The sequence below is a fragment of the Mucilaginibacter sp. genome, from assembly GCF_041660805.1.
Classification (GTDB): Bacteria; Bacteroidota; Bacteroidia; order Sphingobacteriales; family Sphingobacteriaceae; genus Mucilaginibacter.
The window spans coordinates 154,837-178,393 of record NZ_JBAZVP010000011.1 but is presented as its reverse complement, the minus strand read 5'-3'; the positions used below and the strand labels follow the sequence as shown (position 1 = coordinate 178,393).

Genomic DNA, 23,557 nt, shown 5'->3' with positions numbered 1-23,557 from the left:
AGGTCGGTGCCCAATCTTAAAGTTAAACCCTTCATCCAAAAGATGAGGGGTTTCTTTGTTTAAAATACTTTTTTCCTGATCCGCCTATCTGCACATTCACCTGCCTGCACATCTGATCCCCCCTTAAGTGTTCACGTTCACGGCCGTGAACACCCGTGAACATAAATAAACAGCTTATAACCAGGTAGTTGATAAATCAGCTACTGACAATATTGTGCCACCACTTTTGTTATTTGCAGAGGTTATATTATGCTGATGAAGTAGGGGGGATTTGAGGCACGAGAAATGTTAGGACTTTACAATTTTGAGTTGCTTAAAGCCACAAGCAGGACGCTTGCGGGAGCGGTAGGTAAAAGCAGTTAATTTGTTTATCCGTCGTATTTCTCAAATTTAATATCATAGCCTCCAGCAATTTGAAATGGAGTAATAATATATTTTTCATCACTGTTTAAAGCCATAATGTATGGATTGTGATTAATGTATTTTAGAACATCTACAAGATACCTTTTTATGTTATTAAGTTCAGTCAGCGCGTCACTTAATGCTTGCTTACGTCTTTCATACTCGAGGCCTAGATCAATGAAACCGATTGCTTTGTACTGTTCAATAATTGCAACCGATGGCATGTTTATATTAGAATCGACTTCCCCCGAGATTAATAAATAATTTGATTCAGCGACGGAATGGGTTCGCCAGGCTTCAATGTAGCTTTTTGTAAGTTCTTTTAAATTCATTCTAATGATCGTAAACAAAATTTGAGGCCGTCATAAAGGCCTCAAATACTTTAACAGGTAGCCCCATTTTTATACCAACCGTTGGTTCCACAGGTATAACTGTAATGATTGTAGCAAATTTTAGCCCCCCCAGGGTAAGATGTTCCCCCATAAGTGCAACTAGCTGCCAAATCTTCTTCCAATTTTTCAGTTTCTAAAAACGGGCTGTCCTTTTTTGAATCTTCTGCTTCTTCGTTTTCCATAATATAAGTTTTAATTGTGAATTAATAAATCTAATTTATATATAAAGTTCATGGCTGTCAATTACCAATCGACTATACATATTTTTACAGAAATAGGATAAGTATTCTTAACTTCCCTCTATATGTCATTGCTTCGCTTTCACTTGTAAATACCGCGCTGAGAATAACCCCGCTCCCGCAAGCGTCCTCGCTTGTGGACTGATGCAAGGCGTAACCTGCTTGTCGGGGATTGCTTCGTACCTCGCAATGACGCGTGGGGGAGGGAAGGATAGACGCTTACCGAACGTCCTACGAGATTGCCACGTCGCTGCGCTCCTCGCAATGACATGGTGGGTATGGTGGTTTACTTGTCCGCAGCATGTCCACAATTATGCCGGACAGGAGAACGGACGGACAACATCTGGACTAATTTTAAAGAAAACAAGAACTAAACCGCGAACAGCTTGTTAGTTTATAAAAAACAGAATGAAAAATCCATTTCACAAAGAGGACAATAGCAATATATTAATAGCCGGTTTAGCACTGGGGGCAATTTTTGCAGGGGCAATTACTTACTTGTATATTAAACGCAAGGCAGATATAGAAGCAGATGCAGCCGAGCTTAAAGAACACGCACAAGATTACTTGAAGAAAAAGGAAAAACAAGCAAAAAAGTTAAAAACTGATGTGAGCGAACTGGGCAACAGTGCTCACGATTAATTATTCTGCGCTGTTCTGAGTTTAGCTATAGTATAACTATTTCTAAGTAAGGTTAAAGCCGTAACTCCGCACGGATTGCGAAGCCGGTTGTCCACTCACCTTTAAACCCGATAGCAGCGGATACAGGCCCCATCGGGCATAAGGCCTGCAGGCGTATGAGCGTATAGCGGGACTATCAGTTGATAGCACCCACAACAGCACCTTTACTTATTGGTGTGAGGAAGCCTTCAGCTATCGGTACAACAATGATATTTCCTAAATAAAGCCTGTTAATTACCTACTACCCGGTACACCATCCAGTCGGTGGTTTCAAATACCTTGCGGAAAATTAGTTGGGGAATGGTTTTTTTAATGCTGATAATGTATTTATTGTTGAGTTGGGTATAGCCGGTTAGTGCATTCTTTGCGGTGGCTATAACTATATAGTCGGCATATTTATCGGGCGACTCCAGGGCGCTTAAAAAACTGTTCCCGTAAGGCAGTATTAAAGGCCGTATATCATGCGTAAAGGCTACAATGGGGTATGCTGTGGCATCATCTATAAGTATGTGTGCATCATCTGGCAGGCTGCTTAAGTAATTGGCAACATCGGCATTGTCCTCTTGGGTGGGGTCGTCGGTGCGGTTAAAAAGTACGTTCACAAAATTCTTTTCTTCGGCAATTGACGATGTTTTTAAATAATAACCACCAAAGTAAATTTGTACAAGCACCATTATGGCCAGCATTATTTTAAATGCTTTTTGATTTTTAACCGTATGCGATTTTATAATTACGCATAAAACAGCCAGAATAATAAATATGAGGTAATACTGGTAGGCCACAAAAACCTTATCGTATTTAACGTGTAAAAACTCTATGAAAGCAAAGGGGGTAAGTATGGTAAGTATTTGATAAGTGCTTTCCCTTAACAGATATACCGCTACAAATATCATTGGACAAAACAGTAATACACGTGCCGAGATCAGTATGGAAATTTCTGGAATGCGATATATCCTGCCTGTGGTTTGTTCATCAAAGCTTAGCTTATCAATTAAAACATTCCAGGTGGCATAAGGGCTTTCGTTAAAGTAGTTTAAATCATTGGCATGGGTTAAATTTAATAGCTTATAACACAACACGGCTACCAACGGCAGTGCAAAAAGGATAATATACAACGCGAATGTTTTGTTAATAAGCTTACGCCTTAACGATGGGCTGTTAAAGCTTTGAAACAGCCTGAAAATGGATTCCTGCTCGCCTAAATTTAAACTGTGGATGGTAATGGATAATACCAGCGGTAAAAAAAACAGGGTAAGCCATATGAATTTATAATCGCAAAATATGAGTGTTACTAAACAGATGCTTGCAATGGATATGTGGAACGTTGTGTTTGACCGGTAAAATTTAAACAGATTTAAAAAGAACAGGAAAAAGAAAATAAGTACGAGGTAAATGCTTTTGCCTGAGCATGCGGCATAAAGCATGCCCGGATGAAACAGGAATATGGCCAATAACAGCCACATATAAAAATCATTAGTAAGCCTTTTAATAAGTGCGCCGGCAATTATATAAAACAATACCCCGGTACCAATTGCCGATGCCAGTACAGGTGCCAGTGTAACACTCACAGGGGTAAATATGAGTGTGGCGTAAAAAGGTATCATAGGAGAGGTTAGCCCCATTATTTTTAAACGGTTGCCCACCCCCTCAAACATGATCTTTGCTTTCTCGATATAAAATAGCGACTCGTGGTTATAATACCCCAGCTTATTTAAATATACACCGCATACTACGTAATAAATAACCAGTATTAAACTTAATATGAACAGGTATGCCGATTTTGAGATCATCATTTAACAACGTTTGTAGGATTGTTAACTTTACTTAAGCCATGGTTTGTTTTTTCCCAGTAAAAGGGTTTTACAATGAGCTGGTATAAGCCTTTATATGCGGCAATTGAGTGCATTAACCAGTAAATAGGGTTTGCCACGGCAAATAATATCAATTCATAATACCGCCTTTTAAATACCGCCATCATGTTTACATATATCATTAATATATTGCCAACCATTAGGTTAAAAATAGACATGAACAGTACCCAGTCTGGAAACAGTGTGCGGATGGTTGACAGGTCAAATACAATATAACAGATAAAGAAAGCAAGCAGCAGCGGGTACACCAAAAAGGTTACGGGCGTTGCACCAATAAAGAAACCAAAGCCCAGGAAGCCTTTCCAGCCAATTCTTTTCCAAAGGGCAACCGGGTCGCGCATGTGTACCAGGTAGGTTTGCATGTAACCTTTGATCCATCTGGAACGCTGACGGATCCAGTTAAAAGGTTCGTTGTTGGCCTCTTCGTAAGTAGTAGAGTTAATGATGGCTATTTTGTGGCCTTTAGCATAGGCACGCACGCCTAAGTCGGCATCTTCGGTTACGTTGAACGGATCCCATGCGCCCAGTTCAACCAGTTCATTTAGCTTAAAGTGATTACTGGTACCCCCTAACGGGATAGGAATATCGAGGGTATCCAGCCCGGGCAGCATATAATCAAACCAGTACGAATACTCAAGCGTAAACATACGGGTAAGAAAGTTCTCGTTACGGTTAAAGTAATTTAAAGCGCTTTGGATGCATATGTACTCATCAGGCAGCTTAGCAAATAACGAAACCACTTTTTTTAGCTGATCCGTATCCGGGATATCTTCGGCATCATAAATGGTTAAATACTTACCTCTTGCAAAATGCAGCCCATAGTTACACGCTTTGGGTTTGGTTTTAGGCATATGGAATGGCACCACAATAACCTCAAAAACCGCCGGGAAATCCAGGTTCTTAACCGCGTTTAAAGTTTTATCGTCGTCTTCCTCAATAAGCAGTTTAATATCCAGCTTAAACCTGGGGTAATCAATAGCCTGCAAGTTCCATATCAGCTTTTTTATCAGCTTGTCTTCTTTATAAACAGGCAGTAATATGGTATAGGTTGGTAAATCGTCTTCGGTTAAAAGTTTAAGCTCATCTTTGGTTACAGCCTGGTGCAGCTCAAACCTGGAGCCTACCAGCGCCAGGAACAGCTTAAAAATAATGGCAATTAAGAAAAAGGAACTTAGTATTACGTTAATAATAATTGAAGTGTTTTTAAAACTTAAAACCAGCCCAATGGTAACCAGCGCAATTAATACAAATAAGGATATAAGCTGCGGTGAAGAGAAAGTAACTACTGCCGAACTATCCGGGTCGCGCTTTAAAAGTTCAAATACGGCAGATTTTACATATTTTTCACCTAAAAGTTTATTACTAAGCCAAACAATTTCAAGGTCTGAGGCTATAATAATTTCAGGTTCAAGCTCATAAGTAAACTTTATAAAATCTAAAAACAAAGGGTCATCAGGGTTGGCCATTAAGATGATAACCTTGTTGTTTTCTATCCGGAGCGGCATAGCTACCCGTTCATATGCAAATTGCAGGTCTATCTTACTTAATACCTGCGTATCAAATTCCATATCCCTTACAGCTGCAAAAGTGTACCCCACGTTTGATAATGACCGCTCATAATTTTTACGTGACACGTAGCCGAGGGTTAAAGCAATTTTTACAAATGATATGCCCGATGTTGCTGAGAACGCCTCAATCTCTTCCCGGTCCTTTGTTGTAATAAACCCGTCATTAATCAGTAACTCAGGTATGGACATGCTCATGAAAAAATTAATAAGATATCTAAACGCAAGGTATTAAGCAGCTTAATCATTAAACAGCTCCTGTGATTTCTGAACTTTTGAGCGTATGTATAAAAATGATAGTAATATTAACACCAATATACCCAGTAATATGTAAAGGTTATAGTTGTCCCAAAACCGGGTAAGTGAGCTTTTGGTATCAATATACTCCAGGTTTTCGCTTGATTTGTTGATGTTGAACAGGTATTTATTGTTGTTAGCATCAGATATACAAACATTACTTGACAGTGTTGAAAGCTGCTCGGTAATAGATTTTGAGGCCGACAAAAATGCATCTGCAAGGTGCTTGCCCGTGGCGGTTAAAACTAAAGTCGCATTATTGCTCCGCCCGTAAAATATTTGTGCCAAACCGTTAGATGTGGTATCAGACAGGGAATATACAACCGTGTTGTTATCGGTATTATAGAGCCTGAAATTACGGTTGAATTTTATTGGCGCATCCGGAAATTCATTCAGTAAAGGATCTTCTTTTGTTAATAAGGCTATTATGTTATGTTTCTTTAATTCCGGCGCCTCCACCTGGTCTGAATACATAAATTCAGGAAAGTTGTTGGCATTAATATTATTGTTTAGTTCGTAAATGATTTCGCCAAGTGCACCGGCAGCATATTTAGCAGATTTTTTAGACACTATTATACGTGTTGTACCACCGTTAAATGCTTCGGGATATTGGTAAAAACTTAAATCGCTTGTTATGAATGGGTTTTTTGATTCCAGGTATGATTTATCTACATCTATTTCTGAAAAGAAATTGGTGAAGCTATTTGCGCAGTTACCGCTGCTTGGATAAAATCTGAATTCGGCTTCAAGTGTGTTGTATTTATGATGCTGATACCGGTTAATGGTAATGGAGGTATTTAATTTGCCCGAAGCATCAAGTTTCTGGCTGCTTAACAATAACCCGTTAAGATATAGGTTAAAGAAACCGCGGTCGCCGGGGTTTAAGCTGCTGTAGTTAGCTATAATTCTTATTTCAACTTCTTTAGGTGTAAAGCTAAAATCGCTGTTTTTAAAGTTAAAGGCGCTTTTTAATGAACCAATACCCGATAAGAAATCACTAACGCCGCCAATTTGCTTAAGCGATAATTTTGAACGGTTCTCATCAATAGTTTTAAAGAAAGTGTTTTGAGCTTTGTTTACCAATAAATAATCGCCAAAGGTTGAGTTAAGAATATTCATGTTACCTAAAGCGGTGATGGCTTTATCGTAACCGGCATCGTCTCCACCCGATACAAACAGGATCTCGGTAGGTACAAGCTCCCGCGTAACAGTTTTAACAGGCAAAAAGCGGCCCTTCATATCAACAATACTGGTTATAGTATCCATTATTGCACTAACAGATTTGTGCAGGTAAAATAAACCCTGGTTGTTTTGTGCCGTTACTTTTATTAGCGGGCGCTTATTACCCGGTATTGAGGATAGTTTACCTACCATTATATAGTTTCTAACACTATCCGGCAGGTTTGTTGCTTCATATACACCAATGTTTTTCACTGATGTTTTCTTTAACCGTGCATAAGCCCATGCTACCGCTTTAAGATCATGCAGGGTTGGGTTTGAGGGATAAGCAATAGCTGATTTTGTATCAAAGCAATTGCTGATGTTTACATTATTAAAGAAGTTTTTATTGCTTTTAACTAATGATACATATGAAAAGTTCTTGATTTTTAACCACATGGCCGGGTTATCCAGGTCGCGGCACTTATCATCAGTAATAGTTAGCAGGGTTTTAACCTGTATTTTTAAAAAGTTATCAGGAGATATATCAGCCCGGGTTAGGTTAATAGCAATTCTTTGGATAGAATCTTTTGTAAGCCGGCCGCTATAAACCGGCTTTGTGCCTATAAACAAGTTGATGAACGATTTTTCTTTGATTATTGCCTGCGAAGGTTCAAAAAATATTACCAGCTTACTGCCATTTACCTCATATTGAGGGGTTATTTTATAATAAAATGAGGTGGCCCCGCTCATTCCGAATATTGGCTCGTCATCAGTGTGGCCCATTGCTTTAAATGATACAATAGCTTGCGATTGTGCAAACAAAGCGGAGCTAAAAAGTATGAAAGCTAAAAAGGTAAATAATCTCTTCATCAGGTTTGGTAAATGTTAGTTTATTACGTAAAATTCTACCCTAAAGTAGTTGCCGTTATCGTCGCTGCGGTAAATTAAATCGCCGCCAAGTTCTTTTGTCATCAGTTTAGCAATGGAAAGGCCTAAGCCCAACCGGCTCTCAATATTGCCCGATGCATCGTTTAATGTTTTTAGTTTATTGAACATCATATCAAGCTCTTCCTGCCCAATAGCTACACCTTCGTCAATTATCTCGAAAACAAATTTTTGGCGTTGCAGGGAGGTAACAACTCTAATGTTATTATTTGTTTGTGAAAACTTTATAGCGTTTGATAGTAAGTTTTGAAACACCTGGCCAGCAAATACACGATCAAGCCTTACGTTAAGCGGTAGTTTCAGAATATTATCCTCCAGGTGAATGTTCTTCATATGGGCGGTTTCAACAAGGCCTTTATAAACATGCAGTACTTCCTGGTTAATATCAAAGATCTCCATGTTGAATTTCATCTCAGGCGATTCGATCTCTTTAACATCCATCAGCTTATTAAGCATGTACTGCATCTTCTCGGCAGATTCTGAAATAAAACCGGCGTATTCTTTCTGATCGGCGCTTAGGCGGTAATCTTCCTCCTTAAGCATGTTATTGCTCATTATTATCTGGCCAATAAGGTTTTTAAGATCATGGCCTGCAATATTAATAAAGTTGTTTTTTTGATCGTCAAGCTTACGCAGTTGCTCATACTGCCTGTCAATGATGTTATTTTTTTCGTTGATATCGCGGTTTTGGCCTTTTAGCTGATCGTTTGATTTTTCAATTAATATTTGTGAACGGATCTCACGTGCAATTACCTTATAACGTGCATTAGGAATTAAGCACGATATAAAAGAAATAATGAAAAAGAATTGCCCGCCGTTACTAACAACCAAATCTAAAGAATATTCACTTAAAGCATTATAAAAAATGGCCAGTAATAGTATAGCAAGCAGCGTTTGTATAATGGAGTTAATAGGTTCCCAAAAAACCTGGAGGTTAAAGAACAATAATACAGCAGCGTATATCAAATAAAATATGTTTGCCTCTTGAATGTTCACAAGATTACACAACATGGCCGATGTTACAGAAAGCAGGAAGAAACAAATGTGAAGCAGTAAACGGTAATTGTACTTACGTGTTTGGAAAAGGTTATATAAGCCTAAAATAATAAGTACGGTAATAATTCTTACGATAAAAAATTGCAGCCAAATGTTGTTGGCATAAATAAAATCAACAATGCTGAATATTGGGTATAGAAATATGATAGTCCAAATAATATTATTTGTTTGATACCATGCTTTTTTTGATATTTCTTTTTGGTATTCTTCCTTGGAGATCTGAACAAACATTAGCTGGCTACTTAAATTAAAAAGGGATAGGTCTATAAACGCTGTACTATAAATGAAAAAATAAGCTTCGGATCAATAATATTTAAAGCTGCTAAATATAACTTTAATTATACGTATGCATTGTACTGTTGCAAAAAGCCAACCAATCCCCTTAAGTAAAAGGCAGTGGGCACTTAAAGGGGTAAAAGCTTTAATAATATTACAGTATTTCGAAATTTAAGCAAACCGGCAATAACCATATTTAAAGCGGGAAGGCCATTAAACAAGTGATTTTAAGTTAATTAGTAAATTTAGGTTTAAAAATGAGAAGCACATCATAGCTTTTAACTATCACGGCACAGCCCACATTCCGTTTGAGAAAGTATTTACTCATATTGATGAAGTTTTGGAACAATATACTTATACGGAGGAAAGCCTGTGATAGGTTATCATTGAAACTAATTTGCCACACTTTTGTTTAAATATAAATTGCAAATTATTAAAACCGGTGAGCCTGATATTATGTATTAATAACACGGCGGATGATAATACAATAGGTGCCGGCCGCCGTGACCCTTACATTAAAGGCTGCATGAATTTAAATGACGTATGTCCTATAAATGTTATTGGAGTACAATACTATTTTTTTTATTTTTAACAGCCCCCATCAATTACTAATTTAGTAGATTGATAAAAGATGCTATGATTAATATGCATCAAAATTATATTAACATTAAAATCGTTAACTTTGCTCACTAATTAGTTTGTATGAGATTTTTTGAAGAAAAGCGCAAGGAAGTAATGGGGCATATTGAGAAGTTCATGCTCGAAAAGATGAACGAATACCTGAAACCCATTGACACCATTTGGCAGCCTTCAGATTTTTTGCCCGATGCTTCAAGAAGTACTTTTTTCAGCGAGATAAAAGAATTGCAGGAAAGTGCTAAAGGTTTATCATATGACCTGATGGCTGTATTAATAGGTGATACAATTACCGAAGAGGCTTTGCCTACCTATGAATCATGGTTAACCATGGTTGAGGGTGTGTCTGATAATGAAGAAGGCGGCTGGATGAAATGGACCCGCCACTGGACAGCCGAAGAGAATCGCCACGGCGATTTGCTTAATAAGTACCTGTACCTGTCTGGCCGTGTTGATATGCGGATGATGGAGGTATCAACCCAGTACTTAATTGCTGATGGTTTTGATATAGGCACCGGCCATGATCCGTATCGTAACTTTATTTATACATCGTTTCAGGAACTGGCAACAAATGTATCTCACCGCCGTGTAGCTTCGCAAGCCAAAAAAGATGGCGATACCCTGTTATCAAAAATGTGCGGCGTAATTGCCGGTGATGAGGCCCGCCATGCTAAAGCATATAAATACTTTATCGAAAAAATATTTGAAGTAGACCCTAACGAAGCTATGCTGGCTTTTGAGGATATGATGCGTAAAAAAATTGTGATGCCGGCCCACTTCCTGCGCGAAGTAGGTTTAAAAATAGGCCAGACCTTCGGTCACTTTACTGATGCTGCCGAGCGTTTGGGTATTTATACTGCAATTGATTATGTAGATATACTAAGGGAATTAATTGAAGACTGGCATATTGAAAGCGTTACCGACCTGGAAGAGAATGGCGAAAAGGCCCGTGATTATATCATGAACCTGCCTAACCGTTTACTCCGCGTTGCCGAAAGGATGAAAAACCCAATGCTGGAATACAAGTTCAGCTGGATAAACGGATAAATAAAATTTGAATTAAAGCCGCCCGGCTCCAGCCGCAACTGTGCAAACTTTGAATTAAAGCCGCTCGGCTCCAGCCGGGTGGCAATTATTATAAGGCCTCCGGCCGCCTCCCTAAGTAATTTCTCTCGTACACTGCAGGGAAATTTACCCCTCTTTGTTTACGTTAAACCCGGGGCTTTTATAATCTTTAGGTTTATAATTATCAGGGATCTGTATTCCATTGCCATCCCGCAGCGAAGTGAAATGCGGCGACATGATCTCTACACCTGCCTTATTAAATTTATCCTGAATGTTTTGGTGCAGTTCAGAGTAAATAACAGCCATTTTTTTAGGCATGTTGGTGTAGGCATTTATTTGGTAGCCTACATTAAAATCATTTAGCTCGGTTTGTAAAACAAAAGGTCTAGGGTCGGCCTGTATACCTTCTGTAGCCAGGGCTGCGTCGGTAAGTAATTGGTGTATAGTTTGCCAGGGCATATCATATCCAATAGTTACAGTGCTATGTAAGATCAAACCGAGTGTTTTAGCTGATGATGTATAATTAACCGCATGCCCGCTCAATATAGATGAATTTGGGATAGTAATATCTTCATTCTTAATTGTCCTTACTCGGGTTATCAGTAAATTCTTTTCAATAACATCGCCTGTTACATCACCCAGTTTCACACGGTCGCCAACTTTAAAGGGGCGCATATAGGTAAGTACAATACCCGCTACCATGTTTGATATGGCCGATGATGAACCAAACGAGAACAGTACCCCCAAAAACACCGTCACCCCCTGAAAAACCTTGGTTTGCGAACCCGGCAGATAAGGGAATATCACCACAAACATAAACGCGTAAAGTATCACCCTAATAATATTATAGGTTGGTATTGCCCAGTCCGGGTAAAAATTACTGATAGTAAACGACCCATTCTTTATTTCCATGGCAATAAACCCTATCAGCTTAACTATATACCGGGTAACTATGTAAATTACCAGTACCGTAAGCAAATTAGGTATGTACCTTAAAAAAGCAAGCGCGATACTTTTAAGCGGATCAATAACATAACCCAAAAGTTGTGTAGCAATGGGTTTAGTCCACGGGAAAATGTAAAACAGTACCGGTAATGAAAGATAAACAAGCAGTATAATTACAGCAAGCTTTATAACACGCAGCAGCGTGTTTATAAAAGGCAATAGCCGGTTAACATAATTTGCCGGCGCCCCTTTTTGTGCAAGGGCATCAACCCGGCGGGCCCAGCTATTAACAATACGTGCGCCCAGCCATTTAAAAGCACGGTTCACCAGCCATATTAAAACTATAAGCAAGGCAAACACCAATATGGCTTCGCCAACCTGTATGGCCAGTTCTTTAAGGTTATAAGTTTCGGTAGCTGTTTTAAGGCGCTGTTTTAAAAGCGAATAATAATTCTCGGCAAGTGCTTTGCGGCTCAGTTCTGAGAACTTGCTGTCCTGCTCATTAACCGCGAAAACTATTTCAGATTTATAGGTAATAACAGATAGCGAGCTATCATTTGTAAGCTTTAATGAATCGGCAACAAAATCAAACCGGCTTATTAAATCGTTTATACGTTTGGTTACTATCTGGGCGCGTTCGGCGGGTGTAAACAACCCCTGGCTGGTATAAAATTTAAATAGGGTATCTTTATTAATAATAACAGGATAACCGTTTCCCGGCTTTTGAGCTTTAGCCGTAAATACAGATACACATAAATAAAGGCATAGCAGGTATAATTTTGGCATAGCAGGTTTTTATGCTAAAGCTAAAAATTATATTATAAAGTATAAATAGCAAAAGTGTTATCCTTCCTGCACCAGATCGGTACCTAAACCATCAGATATATCATCAAAAAGACTGTTTAATATTGATTCGACGGTTATTGAATTTATATCATCCACATAGTGCTCATTCCGGGTAATGTGCAGCTGCGGGCCCTGTACCGAGATGTTGAATAAGACCCCCTCATATAATTCGGGTTGTGTAATTTCGATACCATCGGGTGTATTGCTTATTATAAAATTGATGTTGCTTTGCTTTTGCTCCTTAAAAATAGGGTTAAGTCTTTTTTGCAGATGCTCAAAAAGCTCATTCTGATTAACGGGTTTATGCAGGGTGATAATTTTCATGGTTATGCTATTTGATATATATTTACAATCGCCTGTGGTTATTGTTTACAGGGCATTTTTATTTGCATCCATAAAACAGGAGTTTGCCGCAGGCGTTCCTTATAAAACATCATTACTATGAAATATAAATTACTGGGCCGGTCGGGCCTTAAAGTATCTGAACTTTGCCTGGGTACAATGGGCTTTGGCACTGACGGTGGCTGGGGAGCCGATGCGGCAACAAGTTTTGAAATAATGGATGCCTATGCCAATGCCGGCGGTAACTTCCTTGATACCGCTAATGTGTACAAACTGGGCAACAGTGAAAAAATCATAGGCGATTATGTGAGCAACCATGACCGCGACTATTTTGTACTCGCTACCAAATACAGCTTAAAGGATAATATCACTAACCCCAATGCGAGCGGCAATAACCGCAAAAACATGATGCGTAGCGTAGAGGAAAGCCTTAAGCGATTAAAGACCGATTTTATTGACATATTATATTTACACATTTGGGATGACATTACCCCGATTGATGAAGTAATGCGCGCTATGGATGATCTGATAAAACAAGGCAAGGTCACCTATGCAGCCATAAGCGATACCCCGGCCTGGGTAGTAGCTAAAGGCAACACCCTTGCCGAACTAATGGGCTGGAGCCAGTTCATAGCCCTGCAGGTAGAATATAGCCTGCTGGCCCGAACACCGGAACGCGACCTGATCCCGATGGCTAAACACTTTGGGATGACGGTTACTCCCTGGGCTCCGCTTGCGGGTGGCGCGCTAACCGGTAAATACCTGAAAGGTGATAGAGGCCGAATAAAACCAGAAAGCAACCGCCTTAATGAGCGTGCAGAAAAAATAACCCGTGTGGTGATGGAAGTAGCGCAGGAACTCGGCGTATCTGAAAGCCATGTTGCCCTGCAGTGGACAATGAGCAAGGGTTTTAGTTGTATCCCCATTGTTGGCGCCACCAGGGTAGACCAGCTAAAAGATAACCTGAAGACTATTGATGTAGTACTAAGCCCGGAACAGATCCAAAAGCTTGATGACGCCAGTAAGTTTGAATTAGGTTTCCCCGGTGATTTCTTTAATGAAGATGCCGTAAAGAATAATTCATTCGGCGGATTTTATGATAGGGTGGAGAAGAGGTAGATCAAACTAAATATAAATCCATGAAATTGCTATTTCTAATAATAAGCCTTTGGTTAAACGACACCGATACACTTATGTTAAAAAGGGATCTGAAAAATGACAGGTTTATTTTAAATAACGAGCATGGTGTTTCCATTGATGAGGTAGGTAAGCGCAATTTGAAGATTTTTGACAGATATGCTAATATGAAGCTGTCAGAGTTTAAGTTTTTTAAGTGGAAGATTGGTGTAAATCAAATAAGTCGATGGACGCGCCCAGGGAAAACTAAATTAGAGATTTATCAGGTTGAATCAACAATAGAAGCGGATAGTGCATATGACGAGAAAGACATTAATACAGGTGTTATTAAGAAAACCCGTTTAAAAAAGGGCGTTTTTATAAAATTTAGAACATATATAATTAATCGGGTTAACTATCCGCAACTTATATACCTAACTCAAAAAGGAGAAGGTCTAATTAGTTATAACATAGGAAAGCAGACATTTGGACCGAGTCGGGAAGATATACTTTTGGGTGTCAGATATCCTGATAATAAACAGATTTTTGAATCAATAGCTAATAAGAAGTACGATAGATGAATCCGATTGTAGCGGATACCATCCGTGTGGCTAAGGTCTGCACAGTATAAGCGAAAAGCGAGGATACAGGAATGCATGCATTTCGTAATGACATGGTAAGGCAGCAAGGGTGAGGGGTTTCTTTTAACCCTCTTTACACGCAGTGTAGAGAGGGTGGTCGGGCGAAGCAAAGACCGGGTGAGTCAACTATGTGATAGGTAATCCGGGCAACCCAATCCGCACTCTCGTAACCTGCCCAATAAACTCATCCAATAAAAACTAAAAACCATTTGTAGATTAAACAATTAAGCCTATCTTTGCAGTCCCGTAATTACGGGGTAAAGTATACGTTTAATAAATTTAATTTAAAGCAAGTGAATACGTTAAGTTACAAAACTGTCTCAGCCAACAAGAAAACCGTTAATAAAGAATGGGTTGTTGTTGATGCAAACAATGAGATTTTGGGGCGCTTGTGTACTAAGATCGCAATGATGATCAGAGGTAAGCACAAGCCAGGGTTCACCCCACACGTAGACTGCGGAGATAATGTAATTGTTATCAATGCAGACAAGGTTAAACTGACCGGAAACAAATTCAGCGAAAAGCAATATGTTTCTTACACCGGTTACCCGGGTGGTCAGCGTTTCATTTCTCCAAAAGAGTTAATGGCAAAGCATCCTGAGCGTGTGATTGAAAAAGCCGTACGTGGTATGTTACCTAAAAATCGTTTAGGCCGTGCTATTTATGGTAACCTGCATGTTTACGCAGGTGCAGAGCATCCTCATGCAGCTCAAAATCCAACAACCATTTAATTAAAAAGGAGAAAAGAAAAATGCCAACAACTAACACTTCAGGCAGAAGAAAAACAGCAGTTGCCCGCATCTACTTAAATGATGGCACAGGCACCATTACCGTTAACGGTAAAGATTACAAAGAGTACTTCCCTACCTTACCATTACAATACATCGTTATGCAGTCAACTGAAGTTTCAGGTTCTGCAGGTAAATTTGATGTAAAAGTAAACGTTGCAGGTGGTGGTGTAAAAGGACAAGCAGAAGCTGTTCGTTTAGCTATCGCGAAAGCTATTGTTGAACTGGACCCGGAAAAGAAACCGTCACTGCGCGCTAAAGGTTTAATGACACGTGATGACCGTATGGTTGAGCGTAAGAAACCAGGTCGCAAGAAAGCACGTAAGAAATTCCAATTCAGTAAACGATAATTTAAGGAGGACACAAACAATGGCAAGAACAACATATCAGGATTTACTGGATGCAGGTGTACACTTTGGTCACCTTACCCGCAAATGGGACCCGAAAATGTCACAGTACATTTTCATGGAGCGTAACGGTATCCACATTATAGATTTAAACAAAACCTTATCAAAGGTTGAAGAAGCTGCTGCAGCTATAAAACAAATTGTAAAATCAGGTCGTAAAGTATTATTCGTAGCAACAAAGAAACAAGCGAAAGATATCGTAGCTGAATATGCAAAAAGCGTAAACATGCCTTATATCACCGAGCGTTGGTTAGGTGGTATGTTAACCAACTTTGCTACCGTACGTAAATCAATCAAAAAGATGTCTAACATCGATAAATTGACTAAAGACGGTACTTACAGCAACCTTTCTAAAAAAGAAAGATTGATGATACAGCGTGAGCGTATCAAATTAGAAACTTTGTTAGGTGGTATTGCGGATCTTAACCGTTTACCTGCTGCATTGTTCCTGATCGACGTTAAGAAAGAGCACATCGCGGTATCTGAAGCTTTAAAGCTTAACATACCAACATTTGCAATGGTTGATACAAACTCTGATCCTTCAAACATCGATTTCCCTATCCCGGCGAATGACGATGCTACCAAATCAATTTCATTGATCACCGGTATCATCATCAAAGCTATCGAAGAAGGTTTAGATGAGCGCAAACGCGAAAAAGAAGATGAAACTGAGAAAGAAGCAGCTGCTGCTAAAGCAAAAGCTGATGCCCCTGAAGCAGTAACACCAGACCGTTCTGCAGGCGAAGGCAAAAGAAAAAGGACTGCAGATGTAACAGCTGAAGCTGAAACAGAAGCTCCTGCTGCTGATTCAACAGAAGAATAATATTTAGTTGTAAGGGTTGCAGAAGTTGTAAGGGTTATCCTTTGTAACATCTGCAACCTTTGTAACATCTACAACTTTTAAAACTAAAAAAATGTCTACAGTACAAATATCTGCATCAGATGTAAACAAACTGCGCCAGCAAACTGGTGCGGGCATGATGGATTGCAAAAAAGCATTAACAGAAACCAACGGTGACTTTGAAGCTGCTATTGATTTTTTAAGAAAAAAAGGCGCTAAGGTTGCTGCAAGCCGCCAGGATCGCGAATCAAACGAAGGTGTTGTTATAGCACGTACTTCTGAAGATTACAAACGCGGTGTTGTTATTGAGCTTAACTGCGAAACTGATTTCGTAGCTAAAAATGCCGAGTTTGTTGCTTTCGCTAATGAAATTGCAAACGCTGCAGTTCAAAGCAAACCTGCAAGCATCGAAGAGCTTTACAACTTAGAGATCGACGTTGAAAACAGCCGTGTTAAAATTGGTGATGCTATCATTGACAAAACTGGTAAAATTGGCGAAAAGATCGGCGTATCTAAATACGAGATAGTTGAAGGCGAAAAAGTTGTTGCTTACATACATGGTAACTACCGTTTAGGTGTGTTAGTTGGTTTAAGCAAAGCTGTTGCCGGTGCTGACGAAGCAGGTAAAGACGTTGCAATGCAAATTGCTGCCATGAACCCTGTTGCAATTGACAAAGATGGTGTTGACGCTACTACTATTGAGCGCGAAACAGAAATTGCCAAAGAGCAGATCCGTGCTGAAGGTAAACCAGAAGCAATGGTTGAAAAAATCGCTGCCGGTAAACTGAACAAATTCTACAAAGATTCAACTTTACTTAACCAGGAGTTTGTTAAAGACTCTTCTAAATCTGTTGCACAGTTTTTAGATACGGTTGATAAAGGCCTAACCGTTACCGCATTTAAGCGGGTAGCTTTAGGAGCTTAAATATTTTATCCCCCTCGTTATTAACGAGGGGGATTTTTTTTGCCCTTTCTATTTTTAATTTGCAGGGCAGTGTTAATGCAATAGAGCCGCGATATTTTGCGTCTATTTGCCGGATAGTTTTAAGGGCACAATCATTGTGTCTGTACGTTGAAAATCTTTAATGTTTAAAATATGATAACAGCACTTCATAATCTTAAACTTATTTCTAACGGTACCATCACCGAAGGCAAAGCCGTTTTAATTGATGGCAGCCATATCAAAACAATTATTGACGATACAGCTATCCCTGCGGATGCTGAAAAGAAAGACCTTCACGGTGCTTACCTTGCACCGGGTTTTATCGATCTGCAGATATATGGAAGCGGCGGCAAACTATTTGCCGGCACACCCGAAGTTGCAGCCCTGCAACGGATGGAAGATGACCTGCTAAACCAGGGAACCATAGGCTTTTTTGCCACCATCGGCACAAACACAAATGAAATTGTTGAGACAGGCATAGCAGCGGCTAAAGAATACCGCTCAAAAGCGAGAGGGAACTTTTGGGGCTTACATCTGGAAGGCCCATACCTTAATCCGGCTAAAAAAGGCGCGCATCCTGATAAATACATAAAGAAGGCCACCCTTGCCGAAGTGAAAAGCTGGGTTGAGCAGGCAGACGGTGTTATCAGCATGATGACCATAGCGCCCGAGCTGCAGGATCAGGAAGTGATAGATTATCTGCATGGGCAGGGTATTATTCTGTCGTCGGGCCATAGCAATGCTACGTATGAGCAGGGTAAAGCGTTTTTAAATAAGCCAATACCGGCAGTTACGCATTTGTTTAACGCTATGCCGCAAATGCATCACCGCGAACCGGGGTATATCCCGGCTATATTCGAGGAAAAGCCTTACACCAGTATTGTGGCTGATGGCATCCATGTTGATTTTGCGATGATCCGCTTGGCTAAACGCGAACTGGGCGATAAACTCTTTTTAATTACCGATGCCGTTACCGCTGCAACTGTAGGCACCTATCAGCACCAGTTTACTGGCGACAGATATGTAATGCCCGATGGTACGTTGTCTGGCTCATGCCTTACCATGCTAAAAGCAGTACAAAATTGTGTTGAGCGGGTAGGTATTGAATTAGCCGAAGCCGTAAACATGGCAACATTATACCCGGCACAGTTAGCCAAAAAAGTTAACAAGGGGCAAATTAAAGCAGGCTTTGATGCCGATCTGGTAGTATTTAATAGTGCCTTTGAAGTGCAGCAAACCATACTTGCGGGGAATTTTTTAACGAGGACTACATAAAATTTTAACAATGCCAATTATTAGCTATTTTTGGCAAATCTTCCTTATACATGAAATACAAAAGAATTTTACTGAAGCTTAGCGGCGAATCCCTGATGGGACAAAGGCAATACGGCATTGATAACAACCAGGTTTTGCAGTACGCGCATGACATTAAAAATGTGAAAGATGCCGGCATGGAAATAGCCATCGTTGTTGGCGGAGGTAATATTTTCAGGGGCCTGAGTGCCGAGAAATCTGGTATGGAACGTGCACAAGCCGACTATATGGGCATGCTGGCCACTGTTATTAACTGTATGGCTTTGCAAAACGCGTTAGAAAGCATTGGGGTGGAAACCCGCCTGCAATCGGCCATTAAAATGGAGCAGATCTGTGAGCCTTACATCCGCCGCCGTGCTATGCACCATTTAGAGGTTGGTAAAATTGTAATATTTGGCGCCGGTACCGGTAACCCATATTTTACAACTGATACCGCGGCATCATTACGTGCTATTGAAATAAAAGCCGATGTGGTATTAAAGGGAACCCGTGTTGATGGTATTTATACCGCCGACCCGGAGAAGGACCCGGCTGCTACCCGTTATGACGAGATCTCCTTTCAGGAAGTATATGACAAGGGCTTAAATGTGATGGATATGACTGCCATCACGCTATGCCAGGAAAATAAACTGCCTATTATAGTATTTGATATGAACAAGCCCGGCAACTTCATGAAAATTGCTCAGGGCGAACCTATCGGTACGCTGGTAAAATAAGTTATACGACATAAAAGCCCTGCTGAAATACTTTCAGCAGGGCTTTTTGGTTAATTAAGAATTGTCATTGCGAGGAGCGTATCGACGTGGCAATGACAGTAATAGTGTTATGCATCTACCGTATGCTTCTCGCCAATTTGTTGCCTCCACATAGCATAGTATAGGCCTTTTTGGTCTATCAGATCATGGTGTTTGCCTGATTCTACAATGTTGCCTTTCTCCAATACAAATATCCTGTCGGCATGCATAATAGTTGATAACCTGTGCGCTATCAATATGGTGATATGATCATTCAGTACAGATACATCACGAATAGTATCAGTGATCTCTTCTTCGGTTATGGAATCAAGTGAAGAGGTTGCCTCGTCAAACACCAAAATATCCGGTTTGCGCAGTAATGCACGGGCTATAGATAGGCGTTGTTTTTCGCCGCCTGATACCTTTACGCCGCCTTCGCCAATTACGGTATCTAAACCTTTATCGGCACGGGCAAGCAGGGTTTGGCAAGCGGCACGCTGCAATACGTTCATGCAATCCTCATCTGTAGCGTCAGGCCGAACAAACAGCAGGTTCTCGCGGATAGTGCCCGAGAATAATTGCGTATCCTGTGTTACAAAACCTATTTTTTCGCGCAGCTGATCAAGATCGATCTCTTTGCTCAGGGTATTGTTATATAAAATATCGCCCTGTAATGGCTGATATAAACCAACCAGTAATTTAACCAATGTGGTTTTGCCCGACCCTGACGGACCTACGAAGGCAATGGTTTGTCCGCTATAAGTTTCAAAGCTGATGTTATTTAGGGCGTTACGGTTAGCGGTTAAGTGCTTAAAGCTTACGTCGCTAAAGGTTAACATATTTACCTTTTCTAATAATACCGGTTTCTCGGGCTTTTTATCTATCGGGATATTCAAAATATTCTTGAAGTTCCCTAAAGAAACTTCGGCCTCGCGCCAGCTTAGTATTACATTACCCAGTTCCTGTAACGGGTTAAACAAAAAGAAAGAGTAAAACAAAAAGCTAAAATATTGCCCGGGAGAAATTGTTTCTTTAAATATCAGCAGTAATAAAACAACCACCATAACACTGCGTACAAAGTTTACGGTTGTGCCCTGCACAAAGCTCATGCTGCGTACATATTTTACTTTCTTTAGCTCCAGATCAAGGATCTTGTAGGTGGTAGTATTTAAGCGTTTTATTTCCTGCTTTGCCAACCCCAAACTTTTTATCAGCTCAATGTTTCTTAATGATTCTGTAGTTGAACCTGCAAGCGCTGTAGTTTCTGATACAATGCTTTTTTGGATGCGCTTAATTTTGCGGCTCATGGCCATACTCACAAATGTGATAACCGGTATGGCTGCAAAGTAAACCAGGGTTACCTGGTAACTCACTGTGGCCGAGTAAACAATCACGAAAACCATACCTATCAAGCTCACAAACAATATGCTGATGAACGAGGTAATGAACTTTTCGCAATCTAAACGTACCTTTTGCAGTATGCCTAAGGTTTCGCCGCTGCGCTGATCTTCAAACACCTGGTAGGGGAGTTCAAGCGAGTGCTTTAATCCATCGGCATACATTTCTGCACCTACTTTTTGGGTGATGATATTGGTAAAATAATCCTGGAAATTTTTGGCTATACGCGATACCATCGCCACCCCGATAGCAAGCCCTACCAGTTTTAACACGCCATACATGTACTCGTCATGTGAAAGCGTTTTGTATTTTTCGATAAAATTATCTACAATGCGACCAGTAATATAAGGGTCAAGCAAAGAGAAGCCTATATTCATTCCGGCTAAAAACAACGCCAGGACAACAACCCAGCGATGTTTGGTTAGATATGACAAAAGTATTTTCATGTTCGGCCACAAAAATAAAAAAAGGGAATGGCTAAGCAGCTCATTCCCTTTAATTTGACAATAGGGTTATTGATAACAGGTGTTTTAACCACAAAGGGCACAAAGCCTTTATGTTATGATAATCACAGAGCCCATAAAAAAATAAATATGGGGTGGTAATTTAAGCCGTCACGATCTCTGTGGGCCTTGTAGTTTTCTGCATGGCCCCTTGAAGTTTATTTTTATATATTCAGTTCCATTTGAATATTACACCGCTCATACGGCGAAGGGATGCCGGTAACCTTTTTAAACCCTAACTTATGGTACAGCGTTATTGCCGGTTTAAGAATGGTGTTGCTCTCCAGGTACAATTTAGTTGCTCCCATTTGTTTAGCCTTAGCTATACTGGCTTTGCCCAGCAGATAACCAATGCCTTTGCCTTTCGCCTTTGGCGATACAGCCATTTTAGCCAGCTCATACATATTGTTATCCATTTTAATAAGTGCGCAGGTGCCAACCGGTTCGTTGTTGTATAAAGCGATGAGGATGTGGCCGCCTTTATTTAAAATATATTCATCCGGATGGTCTAATGATTTATAGTCCGCTTCTTCCATTTTGAACCAGGTGGTGATCCACTCTTCATTCAGTTGCTTAAAAGCGGTTTGGTATTTTGGTTCATAATTTATTATCTCCACATCAGTACTTTCGCGTTGTTTCTTTTCATCCTTCACCCGGTTGAGTAAGCTTTTTTGTTCCAGCAGAAACTCCCATTCTTCAATGGCCTTCCAAATATTGTATTGCGTTTCGTTCAACGCATTTTCAATAGCCGAATTCACATCCGTATACTGTACCTGTATCCGCTCATTTATCTCCCTGCCTTTGTCTGTTAGCCTGATATAGTTTTTACGCCCATCTGCTTTATTAGGGATCTCTTGCGCTACCCCATGTTTTACCATCTCTTTTACAATGGTGCTAACTGATGGGTGCGAATGACTTATCTCCTGTGCTATTTGCATAATTGATTTGTCCTCACCTGCCGCCAGCGCATAAAACACCGGGAACCACTTAGGGTTCATATCAATATTATATAGTTCATAAACCTTGCCTGCCTGGTCTGTAACCAGCTCACTTAATCTGCGCAGCCTGCTGCCCAGCGCCATTTTACCTACTTTATTATAAAACTCCATAATGTAATGTCAATTACGTAATCAATTACGCAATATTATAAATTGATTTTTAATTTTCAAACAGTTTTATTGATTTATGTTAGTTAGATGATATTTAATCTCAAATGGGTAGGGGTATTAACCACAAAGGTCACAAAGATTTTTCACAAAGTACACAAAGCAGATATAACCGTAGAGACACAATATTTTGTGTCTTTCTTATAAGTAAAAGGGTTATAATCACAAAGATTTTTTTTGTCCCTTATTGATCAATAAAAAGAGGGATGCACCTTGCGGCCATCCCTCTTTTAAACTTAAGCGTTGTTTAATTGCTTAAACAGTCATAATATCTTTTTCCTTAGCATCTGAAAGCTGATCAACTTTTATGATGTATGCATCAGTAAGTTTTTGCACTTCGGCTTCGCCAACTTTAATTTCATCTTCAGAAACGCCTTCGGTTTTTAATTTTTTGATCTTCTCGTTCGCATCCTTACGAATGTTACGAACGGCTATTTTACCGGTTTCGGCCTCTGCCTTAGCCTTTTTCGCCAATTCGCGACGGCGCTCTTCTGTTAAAGGTGGTACATTAATACGGATAATTATACCATCGTTTTGAGGGTTAATACCAAGGTTAGCTTCTTTAATAGCTTTTTCAATTGGTGCAAGTAATGATTTTTCCCAGGGTTGCACCACAATGGTACGGGCATCTGGTGTATTAACGCTACCTACCTGGCTTAAAGGTGTAGGTGAGCCGTAATAATCTACCATAATATCATCCAACATGCTTGGACTTGCCTTGCCTGCACGGATCTTATTTAATTCGCTATCTGCGTGGGCAATTGCTTTGTCCATTAAAGCTTTTGCATCATTCACTTGTTTCTTAATGAGTTCGCTCATTGTATCTGGATTTTTGACAAAAATAATAAAAAGTATGAAAGGCCTTCAACATCTGTGAGGATAGATTAGACTTTTTTACTTTAAGCGTCAATTGTTAGCTTATAATTTTGTAATACAACCTATTAGATGCCGCTATGTTTTGTTGCGATTGAATTTTACCACACCATG

Annotated in this window: 21 protein-coding genes; 10 read left to right on the top strand and 11 right to left on the bottom strand. The window is 39.9% G+C overall.

Annotation, left to right across the window (positions count from 1 at the left end):
* Nucleotides 1-368: 368 nt before the first annotated feature.
* Together WC743_RS15675 and WC743_RS15670 are read right to left on the bottom strand one after the other, a co-directional pair.
* Nucleotides 369-734, bottom strand: coding sequence for a hypothetical protein (locus WC743_RS15675; RefSeq protein WP_373013300.1), 366 nt, complete (start codon nucleotides 732-734; stop codon nucleotides 369-371).
* Nucleotides 735-784: 50 nt separating this feature from the next.
* The gene (locus WC743_RS15670) at nucleotides 785-976 is read right to left on the bottom strand and encodes a hypothetical protein (RefSeq protein ID WP_373013298.1); all 192 of its coding nucleotides are present in this window, start codon (nucleotides 974-976) and stop codon (nucleotides 785-787) included.
* Nucleotides 977-1,441: 465 nt separating this feature from the next.
* On the opposite strand from WC743_RS15670, the gene WC743_RS15665 reads away from it, so the two are divergent.
* The gene (locus tag WC743_RS15665; RefSeq protein WP_373013296.1) at nucleotides 1,442-1,675 is read left to right on the top strand and encodes a hypothetical protein; all 234 of its coding nucleotides are present in this window, start codon (nucleotides 1,442-1,444) and stop codon (nucleotides 1,673-1,675) included.
* Nucleotides 1,676-1,944: 269 nt separating this feature from the next.
* Here WC743_RS15665 and WC743_RS15660 read toward each other — a convergent pair whose 3' ends face one another.
* The 4 genes from WC743_RS15660 to WC743_RS15645 are packed head-to-tail and all read right to left on the bottom strand — an operon-like array spanning nucleotide 1,945 to nucleotide 8,840.
* A complete protein-coding gene (locus WC743_RS15660) occupies nucleotides 1,945-3,507 on the bottom strand; it encodes a hypothetical protein (RefSeq protein ID WP_373013294.1) in 1,563 nt (520 codons plus the stop codon).
* The gene (locus WC743_RS15655; RefSeq protein ID WP_373013292.1) at nucleotides 3,504-5,348 is read right to left on the bottom strand and encodes a glycosyltransferase; all 1,845 of its coding nucleotides are present in this window, start codon (nucleotides 5,346-5,348) and stop codon (nucleotides 3,504-3,506) included. Before WC743_RS15655 ends, WC743_RS15660 begins: the two co-directional genes overlap by 4 nt.
* 42 nt (nucleotides 5,349-5,390) lie before the next feature.
* Nucleotides 5,391-7,478, bottom strand: coding sequence for a cellulose biosynthesis cyclic di-GMP-binding regulatory protein BcsB (locus tag WC743_RS15650; RefSeq protein WP_373013290.1), 2,088 nt, complete (start codon nucleotides 7,476-7,478; stop codon nucleotides 5,391-5,393).
* Between the two features lie 15 nt (nucleotides 7,479-7,493).
* Entirely contained in the window at nucleotides 7,494-8,840 is a 1,347-nt protein-coding gene (locus WC743_RS15645) for a sensor histidine kinase (RefSeq protein WP_373013288.1), read from the bottom strand.
* A gap of 747 nt (nucleotides 8,841-9,587) precedes the next feature.
* Here WC743_RS15645 and WC743_RS15640 point away from each other — a divergent pair.
* Nucleotides 9,588-10,568, top strand: a complete 981-nt coding sequence (locus WC743_RS15640) for an acyl-ACP desaturase (RefSeq protein ID WP_373013286.1) — start codon at nucleotides 9,588-9,590, stop codon at nucleotides 10,566-10,568.
* Nucleotides 10,569-10,712: 144 nt separating this feature from the next.
* Here WC743_RS15640 and WC743_RS15635 read toward each other — a convergent pair whose 3' ends face one another.
* Together WC743_RS15635 and WC743_RS15630 are read right to left on the bottom strand one after the other, a co-directional pair.
* Nucleotides 10,713-12,317 carry a mechanosensitive ion channel family protein gene (locus tag WC743_RS15635; RefSeq protein WP_373013284.1) on the bottom strand — a complete coding sequence of 535 codons (1,605 nt, stop codon included), beginning with the start codon at nucleotides 12,315-12,317 and terminating at the stop codon, nucleotides 10,713-10,715.
* Nucleotides 12,318-12,374: 57 nt separating this feature from the next.
* Nucleotides 12,375-12,701 (bottom strand): hypothetical protein, encoded by a 327-nt coding sequence (locus WC743_RS15630; protein WP_373013282.1) that lies wholly within the window; start codon nucleotides 12,699-12,701, stop codon nucleotides 12,375-12,377.
* A 117-nt stretch (nucleotides 12,702-12,818) separates the two neighbouring features.
* On the opposite strand from WC743_RS15630, the gene WC743_RS15625 reads away from it, so the two are divergent.
* The 8 genes from WC743_RS15625 (at nucleotide 12,819) to pyrH (ending at nucleotide 19,485) form a co-directional block, all read left to right on the top strand.
* Complete coding sequence (locus WC743_RS15625) at nucleotides 12,819-13,838, top strand: aldo/keto reductase (RefSeq protein ID WP_373013280.1); 1,020 nt, start codon at nucleotides 12,819-12,821, stop codon at nucleotides 13,836-13,838.
* Between the two features lie 20 nt (nucleotides 13,839-13,858).
* Entirely contained in the window at nucleotides 13,859-14,416 is a 558-nt protein-coding gene (locus WC743_RS15620; protein WP_373013278.1) for a hypothetical protein, read from the top strand.
* A gap of 353 nt (nucleotides 14,417-14,769) precedes the next feature.
* Nucleotides 14,770-15,207 carry a 50S ribosomal protein L13 gene (rplM, locus tag WC743_RS15615; RefSeq protein WP_067062091.1) on the top strand — a complete coding sequence of 146 codons (438 nt, stop codon included), beginning with the start codon at nucleotides 14,770-14,772 and terminating at the stop codon, nucleotides 15,205-15,207.
* Between the two features lie 20 nt (nucleotides 15,208-15,227).
* Nucleotides 15,228-15,614 (top strand): 30S ribosomal protein S9, encoded by a 387-nt coding sequence (gene rpsI, locus WC743_RS15610; protein ID WP_129878188.1) that lies wholly within the window; start codon nucleotides 15,228-15,230, stop codon nucleotides 15,612-15,614.
* Nucleotides 15,615-15,633: 19 nt separating this feature from the next.
* The gene (gene rpsB / locus WC743_RS15605) at nucleotides 15,634-16,494 is read left to right on the top strand and encodes a 30S ribosomal protein S2 (protein WP_373013276.1); all 861 of its coding nucleotides are present in this window, start codon (nucleotides 15,634-15,636) and stop codon (nucleotides 16,492-16,494) included.
* Between the two features lie 91 nt (nucleotides 16,495-16,585).
* Nucleotides 16,586-17,437 carry a translation elongation factor Ts gene (tsf, locus tag WC743_RS15600; protein WP_373013274.1) on the top strand — a complete coding sequence of 284 codons (852 nt, stop codon included), beginning with the start codon at nucleotides 16,586-16,588 and terminating at the stop codon, nucleotides 17,435-17,437.
* 171 nt (nucleotides 17,438-17,608) lie between these two features.
* Nucleotides 17,609-18,730: an N-acetylglucosamine-6-phosphate deacetylase gene (gene nagA / locus WC743_RS15595; protein WP_373013272.1), complete on the top strand. Its 1,122-nt coding sequence runs from the start codon at nucleotides 17,609-17,611 to the stop codon at nucleotides 18,728-18,730.
* Nucleotides 18,731-18,780: 50 nt separating this feature from the next.
* Complete coding sequence (gene pyrH, locus WC743_RS15590) at nucleotides 18,781-19,485, top strand: UMP kinase (protein ID WP_373013270.1); 705 nt, start codon at nucleotides 18,781-18,783, stop codon at nucleotides 19,483-19,485.
* Between the two features lie 107 nt (nucleotides 19,486-19,592).
* Here pyrH and WC743_RS15585 read toward each other — a convergent pair whose 3' ends face one another.
* From WC743_RS15585 to frr, 3 genes are all read right to left on the bottom strand, one after another.
* Nucleotides 19,593-21,347, bottom strand: a complete 1,755-nt coding sequence (locus tag WC743_RS15585; RefSeq protein ID WP_373013269.1) for an ABC transporter ATP-binding protein — start codon at nucleotides 21,345-21,347, stop codon at nucleotides 19,593-19,595.
* Nucleotides 21,348-21,568: 221 nt separating this feature from the next.
* Entirely contained in the window at nucleotides 21,569-22,513 is a 945-nt protein-coding gene (locus WC743_RS15580; RefSeq protein WP_373013267.1) for a GNAT family N-acetyltransferase, read from the bottom strand.
* 312 nt (nucleotides 22,514-22,825) lie between these two features.
* Entirely contained in the window at nucleotides 22,826-23,389 is a 564-nt protein-coding gene (gene frr / locus WC743_RS15575) for a ribosome recycling factor (RefSeq protein ID WP_373013265.1), read from the bottom strand.
* Nucleotides 23,390-23,557: the final 168 nt, after the last annotated feature.